Origin of the sequence: Blautia sp. TF10-30 (genome assembly GCF_003481245.1) — a bacterium.
GTDB classification, from domain to species: domain Bacteria; phylum Bacillota; class Clostridia; order Lachnospirales; family Lachnospiraceae; genus Fusicatenibacter; species Fusicatenibacter saccharivorans.
In genome coordinates this window covers 82,143-94,829 of the sequence record NZ_QUKM01000012.1, presented here as the reverse complement: position 1 = coordinate 94,829, position 12,687 = coordinate 82,143, and the positions used below count along the sequence as shown (strand labels likewise).

General features: G+C 48.9%; 9 protein-coding genes. 1 reads left to right on the top strand and 8 read right to left on the bottom strand.

From position 1 onward, the window contains the following. Window positions 1-113: 113 nt before the first annotated feature. From DXD02_RS11600 to DXD02_RS11565, 8 genes are all read right to left on the bottom strand, one after another. The gene (locus DXD02_RS11600; RefSeq protein WP_118666875.1) at window positions 114-824 is read right to left on the bottom strand and encodes an HAD family hydrolase; all 711 of its coding nucleotides are present in this window, start codon (window positions 822-824) and stop codon (window positions 114-116) included. Window positions 825-1,135: 311 nt separating this feature from the next. Beyond that, entirely contained in the window at window positions 1,136-2,020 is an 885-nt protein-coding gene (locus DXD02_RS11595; protein WP_117510893.1) for a homocysteine S-methyltransferase family protein, read from the bottom strand. A 214-nt stretch (window positions 2,021-2,234) separates the two neighbouring features. Then, window positions 2,235-2,522 carry a hypothetical protein gene (locus DXD02_RS11590; RefSeq protein WP_117801644.1) on the bottom strand — a complete coding sequence of 96 codons (288 nt, stop codon included), beginning with the start codon at window positions 2,520-2,522 and terminating at the stop codon, window positions 2,235-2,237. Window positions 2,523-2,769: 247 nt separating this feature from the next. Beyond that, the gene (locus DXD02_RS11585; protein ID WP_118666874.1) at window positions 2,770-4,149 is read right to left on the bottom strand and encodes a SurA N-terminal domain-containing protein; all 1,380 of its coding nucleotides are present in this window, start codon (window positions 4,147-4,149) and stop codon (window positions 2,770-2,772) included. Between the two features lie 187 nt (window positions 4,150-4,336). Beyond that, window positions 4,337-7,861, bottom strand: coding sequence for a transcription-repair coupling factor (gene mfd, locus DXD02_RS11580; protein WP_117805280.1), 3,525 nt, complete (start codon window positions 7,859-7,861; stop codon window positions 4,337-4,339). A gap of 5 nt (window positions 7,862-7,866) precedes the next feature. Continuing rightward, a complete protein-coding gene (gene pth / locus DXD02_RS11575) occupies window positions 7,867-8,451 on the bottom strand; it encodes an aminoacyl-tRNA hydrolase (protein WP_022462621.1) in 585 nt (194 codons plus the stop codon). Between the two features lie 220 nt (window positions 8,452-8,671). Next, window positions 8,672-9,631: a TIGR03943 family putative permease subunit gene (locus DXD02_RS11570; RefSeq protein ID WP_118666873.1), complete on the bottom strand. Its 960-nt coding sequence runs from the start codon at window positions 9,629-9,631 to the stop codon at window positions 8,672-8,674. A gap of 198 nt (window positions 9,632-9,829) precedes the next feature. Next, a complete protein-coding gene (locus tag DXD02_RS11565) occupies window positions 9,830-11,017 on the bottom strand; it encodes a GTP-binding protein (RefSeq protein WP_118666872.1) in 1,188 nt (395 codons plus the stop codon). 226 nt (window positions 11,018-11,243) lie between these two features. Here DXD02_RS11565 and nhaC point away from each other — a divergent pair, with 226 nt between their 5' ends. Beyond that, window positions 11,244-12,659, top strand: a complete 1,416-nt coding sequence (gene nhaC, locus DXD02_RS11560; protein ID WP_118666871.1) for a Na+/H+ antiporter NhaC — start codon at window positions 11,244-11,246, stop codon at window positions 12,657-12,659. The last annotated feature ends 28 nt before the right edge of the window (window positions 12,660-12,687 follow it).

Here is a 12,687-nt window from a genome sequence, read left to right as displayed (position 1 = left end):
GGCAGGAAAAATTTATATTTTTTCAATTGTCTACTTGACGGGGAGCGGTTCAGTAGTGCGACAGCCCCTTTTTTCGCATTATTTTTTCAGGAGTGCTGCTGAATGCTCTTTAATCAGAACAACTCTGCAATCGCCGCGATCTTCTCACAGTTTTCCGGCAGCGGACCATTGATTTTCGGTGACTGGCGCGTTGCCACGTAACAGCTTGCGATTCCGGCAGAGGCTGCACCGTGGCAGTCAGCGATGTCGTCATTTCCTGTCATCAGGCATTCTGCCGGATCGAGGTGATACTGCTTCAGCAGCATCTCATAAAACGCCGGATCCGGCTTTTTCACACCGGCATCCGATGAGAGCAGGATTCCGTCAAAGTATTTCGTAAGGCCGAGCAGGGAAATTTCCGGCGCGGTGAAAAGCGCCTGTGCGTTGGACAGCAGAAAAATCTTCTTTCCTGCGTCTTTTAAACGCTGCAGCATTTCCGGCACGCCGGGGAACAGTTTCAGTTCTTCTATCGAAATCGCACGGAACATTTTCGCCAGATCTGCAATTTCTTTTTCCGTTACCGAAACAGCTTGATCCTCAAACAGCTGCCGGAACACATCCGCAATGTCGATTTCCGGTACATGGCTGCCGCGGCATTCCATTTTAAGCGCAGCTTCCTGCTCTTTGATTTTTGTCTCATACGCCATCCGGAGTTCTTTCGGCTCATAGGCGGCCCCTTTCATGCCGAAGAACAGGCTCATTTTTTTCCAGAGATACGCTTTCTTTTCATTCGTATGTATATCTACCAGAGTTCCATATAAATCAAAAATATAATTCTGATACATCCTTCATCATCCTTTCTTACGGAAAGTTTTCCACACGACACGTATTCTACCAGACTTTTCTCCACAATTCCATGTCTTTTTTCCAGACTTCCTATCTTTTTTCTCTACCCGGGCTGTCCATCAGACCAGATCGTTGAAACCTGTTTTGTCTTGCTCTCTGTAAGAAAGAATCCTGCCCGGAGGGCTTTTTACTTTATCGGAAAATTCAACGAAGTTTCTGGTAACGCAAAAAAAATTCCCCCGTACAGATTTTGTCCGCAACAGGGGAATTCATTACATCTCACAGTTTCCTGCGAATTGTAATCTTTGATTTACTTTCTCGCATCCAGCATTTCTTTCACCAGACGAATATACTCCGGTGTTGTTCCGCAGCAGCCGCCGACAATGCCTGCACCCGCGTCTACCAGAATGTTCATATATCTTGCAAACGTCGGCGCATCCATGCTGTAGATTGCCTCACCGGTCGGCGTGATTTTCGGCAGGCCGGCATTCGGTTTTACGATAACCGGTACTCTTGCCACTTTTTTCATGGAATTTACGACTGCCTCAAGCTGATCCGGTCCGACCGAGCAGTTCAGTCCTACGGCGGATGCTCCCATTTCCTGCAGTGTCTCAACTGCTTCCACAGCGTTTCCGCCGAACAGGGCAGAACCGTCTGCTTCCAGCGTCAGAGAACACATAATCGGCAGATCGCAGACAGAAAGTGCAGCATCCATAAAGACACACGTTTCGTCTACGCTCAGCATCGTCTCCGCTACCAGAAGATCAACGCCCGCATTTGCTACCGCTGTTACCTGCTCTGTGTAGGATTCCAGCAGCTCTTCATAAGAGAGATCGCCTTTTGGCTGCAGCATTTTTCCCGGTGTGGAAAAATCTCCCGCGATCAGCGCACCCGTTCCGGCAAGCGCTTTTTTCGAGATATCCACCAGGCGTGCGTTCAGCTCCTCCACCTCGTTTTCTCTTCCATAATCCGCTAATTTCAATCTGTTTGCACCAAAGGTCGGCGCATAGACAATCTGGCTTCCCGCCTCCACGTAAGCCTTCTGTAAATTTGCCAGAATATCAGGGTGCTCCAGAACCCAAAGCTCTGTACTGACTCCTTTTGGCATTCCCGCTTTTGTCAGATTTGATCCGGTTGCGCCATCCAATAAAATGACACCTGCTCCGGCAAGCTGTTCAAATTCTTCTCTTGTCATTTTCTTTTCTCCATTCTGCCCGAGTTACCTGCAGCACATGTCCGCGTATACTGACAAATCCCGGCTGTTTTTTCTGAACCTGCCGCGCTTTTCGCGTCAAATTCATGTTCAGTATAGCATTGTATTGTTTTCCCGACAAGTAGAAAAGAGGTATCCGTTTTGGATACCCCTTCTCCTGTTTCCGTTCACGGATGTTCAGCAAACCCTGACATCCTTAATCATGATGCGCGTCTGAATGATGTGTCTCCGAATGATGCGTCTCCGAATGATGTGTCCTGCCCGAGCTGTTCCCTCCACCGGATGTGGTATTTTTCGGTGACCCCGGAGACAAATTTGTTCCCTGATTCACACGGGTTGCTTTCTGTCCATTTTCCACCTGCGAGGATGCCGATACCGTTGAAACACCCGAATCGGAACTGTTTTCCGTTGCAGCATTTTTTCCACACGCAACGAAAGCCAGTACTGCTGTACCGACAAGTACGGAAATTACTGCCTTCTTCATTTCTCCACCTTCTTTCCTGGTACATCGTTTTCGCCTGAACATTAGAGCGTGTCTGAAAAATTATTTCCGCAATTTGCGAGATACACTCTGGTTGTAATTTCATTTTAAATGAACTTCTTACTATTGTCAATTTACTCTACAAATTCCCTATTATTTTCTTTTTTTTATTCAAAAATATTTTCAGACACAAACAGCAGCCGGATCCCTCTCCCGGATCCGGCTGCCGTTTGTCCTGTATCGTATGCTTTTATTCTGCAGTGCTTGAAGACGTTGAAGCAGTGCCTGTGCTGCTTGTCGATGTCGTTTCGGTACTGCCTGATGTCGTGCTGTCAGACGTTGTACTGTCGGTTGTGGTTCCATCTGTGGAATCTGTAGAAGCGCTGTCAACTGTCATCGTATACAGATCTGCGTCCGTTACTTCAAGTTTTTTCCAGTTGGATGCGACCTTGATATCGCTCTCCTTTACCCATCCATCCAATGTATCGTTGTACTTATCCGATTTGCGGTTGGAAATGATAGTCTGTCTTCTGGACTCGGTTTTGTCCTCGTCGAATGCTTTATCTACACGGATCACATAATATGCATCGTCGCCTTCGATGACACCGTCATAATACTCGCCATCCTTCAGCTTTGCTGCTTCTTCCGCTACTTTATCTCCAAGAGAACAGGTATCGTCATCGTCTTTCTCCGATCCGGTTCCAAAGGATGTCTCGGAAGAGGTCAGATAAGAAACCTCAGAGGAGGAATCGCTGGCGGAACTGCTCGATGTGCTCGCGCTTGAAGCGTCGGATGCGCTTGTGTCGGAAGCATCGGAAGAAGAGCTGCTCTCATCGGAGCTGTCGGCAGAATCGGTGGAATCTGCGGTATTCTCCGCATTTAACTGATCGTTCAGCTCCTTGCGCAGATCGGTAAACGATGCGGTTGCCGGATCCTCAGACTCTTTTAAGAGATCCAGGAATCTCTGTGCGATTTCTTTCTTTGCCGCTTTTTCCTCGTCCGTCAAATCAATCGTTTTTCCATCGTCATCCTTCTCGGTTCCTGCTGTGGATACCGTGATGTAGCTGATGGAGGTCTGCTTTGCCTCTTCATCGGATACCTCGGTATCTACATCTGCGATGATCGGATCATAAATTCTGGTCTGAATAACATACAGCTCCAGTGCATCCTGGATGTCCTCAACGGTTGCGTGCAGCTTTTTCATCACATCGTCACCGTTCTTATCTGCGAATGCCTGTGCAGCCTCTTTCGCCTGCTGTTTTTCCTCGTCTGTCAGGGAAATTCCGTATTCCTCTGCGTGCTGCCGCATCAGAAGCTCTTTTTCGATCGTATCAAGAGACTGCTCCTTGAACGTTTCCCCGGTAGTCTTTCCATCGTCGCCTTCCTTGTCGTACATCTCAGACGGCATCTGCATTCCGTACATAGAGTACATCTTGGAATAATAATTGTACATGGTTGCCTGCTGATATCTCAGCATGAAATTTGCCTGTCCGAGTGTAATCGACTCGTCATTTACAGTAACTGCCGTTTTTGTTCCGTCCACATTGTCGGAACCGCAGCCGGTCAGTCCCATCGCTGCCATCGAAGCACTCAGCATAACGCAGACTGCTTTTGCTTTTAAATTTTTCATTACTTCCTCCTCATGCAGGACGAAATGTATGCTCAAAAAGAGTTTTTCTTTTTACACATTCGAATTTCCGGTCCTGCATCGATTTTTATAAACGCTTTTTCTATTATACCCTTTTTGCTGATACAGGGCAACTTTTTTCTTCCCTGTTCACGCCTTTTTCACACGATTTTGGGGGTATGCGAGTGTTTCACTCCTGCGTGATCTGCAGCAGATCTTCCACCAGTGCATGGCTCTTCTCCAGCAGATCGATCTTTTCCTTTGAATTTCTCCGCCGCGGCGTGTAGACAAACGCCAGCGACTCCATCTGGAATTTCAGTTCGTCTCGGTATTTCTGCAGCAGCTCCGGAATCCGCGCCACATCGATTTTTGCATGCTGCTGTAAGGTGACTCGTACCGAATCGCCCATCTGTTTCAGCTCCGTCACATACGCACAGTGCGCCAGCGCTTTCAGTTCTGCAACAGCCAGAAGATTCTGTACATTTTTCGGCGGTTCCCCGAAGCGGTCGGTCAGCTCCTCCGTCATGTCCTCATACTCTTCCTTATTTTCAATCGCCGCAATTCGCTTATAGGTGTCAAGCTTCAGAGACTCGTTGCTGATGTAGCTATCCGGAATATAGGCACTGACATTCAGATCAATCGTTGTCTCGAACGCCTCTGCCGGTGCGATGCCCTTCGCCTCCTGGACAGCCTCTGCGAGCATTTTACAGTAGAGATCGTATCCTACCGACTCCATATGGCCTGACTGCTCCGCGCCCAGCAGATTTCCAGCGCCGCGGATCTCAAGATCACGCATCGCAATTTTAAAGCCGCTTCCCATCTCCGTAAATTCACGGATCGCATGGAGACGCTTCTCCGCCACTTCCTTCAACATCTTGTTTCTGCGGTACATCAGAAATGCGTAGGAAGTCCGGTTCGACCGTCCGACGCGGCCGCGGAGCTGATAGAGCTGTGACAGTCCCATCTGGTCGGAATCATGGATAATCATGGTATTGACATTCGAAATATCGAGTCCTGTCTCAATGATCGTTGTTGACACGAGCACATCGATCTCTCCGTTGATAAAGCCGTACATGATCTTTTCCAGCTCACGCTCTTTCATCTGTCCGTGCGCAAAGCCTACATTTGCATCCGGCACGAGCTTCTGAATCGTGTTCGCCATATCCGCAATCGACTGGACACGGTTATAGACATAGTAAACCTGCCCACCCCGCGCCAGCTCACGGTTAATCGCCTCGCGGACCATTTCTTCATTGTATTCACAGACAAAGGTCTGGATCGGCTGACGATCCTGCGGTGCTTCCTCGAGCACACTCATATCGCGGATGCCGATCAGGCTCATGTGCATGGTACGTGGAATCGGCGTCGCCGTCAGTGTCAGAACATCCACATTTTTTTGTAGCTGCTTGATTTTTTCTTTATGCGTCACGCCGAACCGCTGCTCCTCATCGACAATCAGAAGGCCAAGATCTTTGAACTTCACATCTTTCGACAGAACGCGGTGTGTTCCGATGACAATGTCCACGAGTCCTTTTTTCAGATCCTCCAGCGTTTTTTTCTGCTCGGCCGGTGTGCGGAAACGGCACAGAAGATCAACGCGCACCGGGAAATCCTTCATGCGCTCGACAAATGTATTGTAATGCTGCTGTGCCAGAATGGTGGTCGGAACGAGGTAGACGACCTGTTTGCTCTCCTGCACTGCCTTAAACGCTGCACGGATCGCAACCTCGGTCTTGCCGTATCCGACATCGCCGCAGATCAGGCGGTCCATAATCTTTTTGCTCTCCATATCCGCCTTTGTCGCCTCAATCGCCGCAAGCTGATCGTCCGTTTCCTCAAACGGAAACAGTTCCTCAAATTCCTTCTGCCAGATCGTATCCTTTCCGAACGGATAGCCGGATGACGCCTGCCGCTCGGCATACAGCTTCACGAGATCCTGTGCAATATTTTTTACCGCATGGCGAACCCGTGTTTTCGTTTTATTCCATTCCTGACCGCCGATTTTATTCAGCTTCGGTACCTTTGCAGCTTCGCCGGACGCATACTTCTGCAGCGTATCGAACTGGGTGGCCAGCACATAGAGGTTCGATCCGCCCGCATACTCGATTTTCATGTAGTCACGCGTTACGCGGTCCATCTCAATTTTTTCGATACCGCGGTAAATACCAAGACCGTGGCTCTCATGCACGACATAGTCACCGATCGATAGATCCGCAAAATTCTGGATTTTCTGACCGGAATACTCCGATTTCTTCCGGTTTTTCTTCTTCTCTTTTCCAAAAATATCCGTCTCTGTAATCAGCACAAATTTCTGCATCGGATATTCAAAGCCTCTGCGGGCCGCGCCGTGGATCAGCATGACCTCGCCCGGTTTCAGAACACGCTCCTCATTCTCGCTGTAGAAGGCCGGAATCTCCTCATTCTGCAGGTCCTCTGCCAGATGCTGCGCCCGCGTCCGCGACGGACTCGCCAGTACAATACGGTAACCCGCTTTTTTCCAGGATTTCAGATCTTTTACCAGAAGCGGGAACTGATTGTTATACGAATTGACCGATTTCACCGTCACACTGAATTCGTCACGGATATTCCACTCGCCCTTCTGCGGCTCCATCAGCGATACGGCAACACAGCCGCGGCGGTTTAGTTTTGCCACAAGCTCCGCCGTACTGCACATCAGCTTCGCCTGTCCCGGCAGGAGGTATCCCTTTTCGAGACGGTGGCTCACGCTCTCCTGAAATTCTGCTTCCAGCGCATCGGCACACTCGATGATGCGGTTCGGCTCATCGAGGAAAATGCGGCTGTTCTCCGGCAGATACTCAAGAAACGAGACGGTCTCCGGATAAAAATAGTGAAGATACTGTTCGGCTCCCTGCAGAATTTCGCCTTCTCCGATCTGGTCGCAGATTTCTTCTGCTGCATGGCGGATCCTTGCCGCTTCCTCTGTCATCATTTTGTCGCGGAATTTTGTGCTTTGCGCTTTCGCCTCTTTTTTAATCGCTTTCACACCGCGCGCAATCGTATTCTCTGTTAAAATCAGCTCCGATGCCGGATAGATTATGATTTCCTCGAGGTTTTCAATCGACCGCTGGCTCTCCGCATCGAAGCTTCGGATGGAATCTATCTCATCGCCCCATAGCTCAATCCGGATCGGGTTCTGTTCCGTCAGCGGATAAATATCGAGAATGCCGCCGCGGACGGAAAACTGGCCGGTCGACTCCACCTGAAAGGTACTCTCATAGCCGAGCCGCACCAGCTCTTTTCTTATTTTATCCAGATCGAGTTCGCTGTCATTGCGCAGATGGATGCAATGTTTTTCGAACACGCCAAGAGGCAGAAGAAAGTCCATACATCCCCCTACACTGGTGATGATGGTAACTTCCTTCCGCTCAAGAAGTGCCTGGATCACCTGAAGCCGCTGCCGGATCAGCAGATTTCCGTGAATGTCTGCCTGATAGAAAATCAGGTCCTTCGCCGGATAATACAGCGTCTCCGCATCGTACAGCCGGTAATCCTCATATAATTCTTTTGCTTTTAATTCATTTTCCGCGATCAGAAGCCGCACCGGGGCATCCTCGGAGAGACCTGCGATCATATGGGCTTTCTGGCTTTCCAGACAGCCCGAGATCACCGTCACACCTGCGGTTCCTTTTTTCAGATCACGGAACAGCTCGTCAAAACGGGCAATTTCTTTGATCGGTTCTAATAACGCTTTCATTTTCCTTACTCTGCCGGGTTTGCAGATTTGCGGTTATACTCGTTCATGGCTGCGTCCACATCCCCGTTCAGCATCTGCTCGATTGCTTTTGCCGCATGCTCGATCGCCAGATTTACAAGGGGACGTTCGTCTTTCGTAAACGGACTTAACACGTAGTCCGCCAGATCCCAGTTTTTCGGTTTCTCACCGACGCCGACCTTCACACGCATAAAATGGTCGGTGCCAAGATTAGCGATGATGTTTTTGATGCCATTGTGGCCGCCCGCGCTTCCTTTTTTGCGGATACGGATCTGTCCCGGCGCCAGGCTGATATCATCGTAAACCACGATCAGCTCGCTCTCCGGATCCACTTTGTAATAGTTCACCAGCTCCCGCACGGACTCACCGCTCAGGTTCATATATGTCATCGGCTTTGCAACGATAACCTTCTGACCTGCGATCATGCCTTTTCCGAACAGAGCCTTGTGGCCTGTACCGGAGGAAGGGATCTGATATTCATCGATCAGATAATCGATGGTATCAAATCCGACATTGTGCTTCGTCCCTTCGTACTGGCGCGTTGGATTTCCCAGACCTACTATAATATACATAAATTCTCCTGTCATCAGACCATTTTCCGGCGCAGTTTTTGTTCACGTCACGGTCAAAACGGATATTCTCCATCCACTTCGCTACTTGCGCATAACCGAATAGCTGCTTCGCCGCACCGAAAAATGATATATTGTTTTTCCATCTGTCATAAAGAAAGAACACGAACAAAAGAGCAGCCTTTTTCCTGCTCTTTTATTCGCTGAAATGCTTCGGCAATGTTTAGTTAAAGTATACCAGTTCGCTCTCCGGTTTCTTGGCCGGTTTGATTTCTTTTGCATACAGAACCGGGCCTTCGCCATCGTAAACCTTCATATAGCCCCATTTTACCGTTGCAATCACGTCAACCCAGGAACCCATCACGAGAGATTTGGCGCTTGCGCATTTGCAGACGTAACCGATAAAGGAAGTATCGTCTGCACAGCAGGTCATTGCCATACGACCCGGGACAAAGAAATCAGCTCCGACGTCTTTGCTCTTTAATACCATGCCTCGGAAATGAACGGTTTTGCCCTCGTAGCGCTCCGGGTTGTCGCCCATATCGACATACCAGATTCCGTAATCGGCGTCATCAATCTCGATCACATCGGCATCGGTATCAAACGGCATCTGATCCTCAAAAATGTTGTCAATTTCGCCTTCTTCATTCTCAAACAGAACGTCGCACGCCTGGTTGACTACTTTGATGCTGCGGCGGAAGGATGGAAGCGGATCTTCCGGACGGCAGCGGTTGAACATGACCATATCGGCATTTTTTGCCATCTCCATGAAGACGGATTTCATGTTCTGCATATAGATCTGGAAGCAGCTTGCGTCGACGGTCACGATCTCCTGTACGATGCCCCAACCGCGCGGCAGTTCCATTTCTTCGAGTTTTTTTACGCTCCAGAGCGGGTTGTATTCGAGAATGATTCGCTCCGGGCGGTATTTGCGGTTCAGTTTTTTCAGGTAATCCAGGGTAAACTGCTCTGGTCCTTCTACGATTTCCAGGACGGTGTTGTGTTTGAGCAGTTCTTTTTCGTCGTACTCTACTTCACCTTCTTCGGTTGTGATCAGAAGGGTCGGTCCGTCGATCTGGAAATAGTCCTGTGCTACGGTAAAATTGATAAAAGAGGTTTTTCCACTCTCCAGAAATCCTGTTATGAGATAAATCGGAATTTCTACTTCGTCTTCTTCGTACATTTTGTACCTCCGTTGTCTTTGACGTACTCCCGGAATCTTTCTGCACTTGCTTTTGCGGCTGAGATTCCGGACGTGCCTTTTGCTTTGTCTCTAAATCAAGAAAAAAGCTGCCACATCGGATTTTGTTTCTGATGCGGCAGCTTCACTACAGTTCACAGGTACCCTGCGGACCGTAATTTTCGCAGCTACTTTGTATTTTTACAGTCCGAACAGCTCTGCCAGCTTATCTTCTGCTAATTTGGAACCGATGACACAGATTCTTCCGGTGAATTCCGGTGCTCCGTCACGTACTTCGTACTCTTCCGGAACCATATCGAAATAGATCCACTGTCCATCGGCACCTGCTACCATACCTTTGGCCCGAAGAACCATACCATAAGCGGTATCCTCGGAAAGTTTCTTTAAGATGCCTTCGATCTGCTCTTTGGTGAAGGTCTTCACAGTCTCCTGACCCCAGCTTGTGAAAACTTCGTCTGCGTGATGATGGTGATGATGATCATGACCGCATCCGCACTCGTCATCGTGGTGATGATGATGCTCATGCTCGTGATCATGGCCGCAACAGCACTCGTCATCATGGTCGTGGTGATGATGCTCATGCTCCTCGTCGTGATCGTGGCCGCAGCCGCACTCGCCGTCATGGTCGTGATGATGATGTTCATGTTCGTCCTCATCATGATCATGATGATGGTGCTCATGCTCCTCATCGTGGTCATGGCCGCAGCAGCACTCGTCGTGGTCATGATGATGGTGATGATGCTCTTCCTCTTCTACCTGCGCAAGGTTGATGATGGCACCTTCCATCGTATCGAGTACTTTCTTACCACCCAGTACTTCAACCGGTGTGGTAATAATGTGTGCTTCCGGATTCAGTTCGCGGAGCATCTTTACTGCTGCCTCTACTTTTTCCGTATCGGCTTTATCGGTACGGCTCAGGATGATGGTTCCTGCGCTCTTTACCTGATTCTCGAAGAATTCGCCGAAGTTTCTGAGATACATTTTGCATTTCATAACGTCGACTACGGTTGTTGCGGAATTCAGGGCTACGCCTGCTTCTTTTTCTACACCGTCTACAGCCTTGATGACGTCGGAGAGTTTACCTACGCCGGACGGCTCGATGATGATGCGGTCCGGGTGATATTTGGTGATAACATCTTTTAATGCTGCGCCGAAGTCTCCCACAAGAGAGCAGCAGATGCAGCCGGAGTTCATTTCACGGATTTCGATACCGGCATCTTTTAAGAAGCCTCCGTCGATTCCGATTTCACCGAATTCGTTCTCGATCAGAACAACCTGCTGGCCTTTCAGTGCGTCTCCGAGGAGTTTTTTGATCAGGGTTGTTTTTCCTGCGCCCAGGAAACCTGAAATAATGTCTATTCTTGTCATTGATTTAACCTCTTTATCTTGTTGATTCCGTTTATAGTTAGCTGCAAAAGGGCCGAAGTTTATCCTCCGCCCCACACTCACGCTTATTATAGCAACCATAGAACAAAAAATCAAGAGAATTTCCCTTGCTTTTTCTGCATTTCACCATTATAATATATTACATGTCTTTTCTACTTTAACGCGTTGAATGGGCAAATCATTTTACCTATGAATGGGGGATTTTTTTATGAGTGGAACGAAAGAAAAAAAACTCAATCTGCCACAGTCACTGCTTTTGCTGCTGCTGATCATCGTATCCGTCGCAGTCTGTATCCGCCTGAAAACCGGCGGTCCTATGATCGGCCTGTTTGCAAGCTGGATTTTTATCTATCTGTTTTGTAAGATTTTCGGTATTTCTTACGCCAACATTGTTGCCGGCGCATACGATGCCATCCGTATGGTCGTCCCGACGCTCTGCCTTCTGATGGCCATCGGTGTCATGATCGGCACCTGGCTGCAGAGTGGCACCATTGCCACCATCATTTCCTGGGGCTTAAAAATGATTAACCCGTCCTGGCTGCTGCCTCTGACGCTGCTGTTCTGCTCCATTTTGAGTATTGTAACCGGTACTTCCTATGGTTCCGTCGGAAGCGCAGGTGTTGCCATGATGGCGATCGGAAACGCCATGGGTATCCATCCTGGCATGGTAGCCGGTGCTGTCATCTGCGGTGCCATGTTCGGTGACAAATTAAGTCCTCTTTCCGATACCACAAACCTTGCTCCGGCCGTTGCAGATGCCAAACTTGGCGATCATATCCGCTCGATGCTCTGGACCACCCTTCCAACGTATGTAATTACCTTAATTCTTTTTACTATTCTCGGTTTCCAGCAGACCAGCGGAAGCTATACCGAGGGAAGCATTACCGTTTACATCAATGCTTTAAACGGTGAATTCCAGCTCGGATGGATTACCATGATCCCTGCCATCCTGATTATTGTATTGCTCCTCTGCAAAGTAAATGCGATCTCTGCACTTGGTCTTTCCAGCTTCGCTGCCGGATTTGTTTCCTATTTTGTGCAGCACGATACTCTGCAGGGCATCATCCGCACAGCTTACAACGGTTACACAACCACAATCGAAGAACCGGTATTACAATCCATCTTAAACCGCGGCGGCATGGGAAGCATGCTCCAGTACGTAGCCATTATCTGCTTTGCTGTCGGCATGGGCGGCATGCTGGAAAAACTCGGTGTACTGGATCACATTCTTCAGGCGATTGTAAAGAGAATCAACAGCGATGGAAGTATGATCCTGGCAACGATGATTGTCGGTTACGTGACCAGCCTCATCAGCTGCTCCCAGCCGATGGCACACGTTCTGACCGGCCGTCTGATGGCACCTGTCTTTCAAGAGCGCAAGGTTGCACCGGAAATTCTTTCCCGCTGCCTCGAAGACTCCGGAACTATGGCTGGTCCTATGATTCCATGGCATGGCTACGGCGTATACATGGCCGGCACACTTGGTGTTGCATGGTCGGCATTTTTCCCGTACTTATTCCTGCTTTACCTGACCCCGGTTTTCAGTATTTTCTATGGATTTACCGGAATTTCCATTAAGCATCTTCCGGAAACCCAAAACAATGAATCAAAAGAAGAGAAATAAGGCAAAAGCAGAAATCGTAACAGAAAAT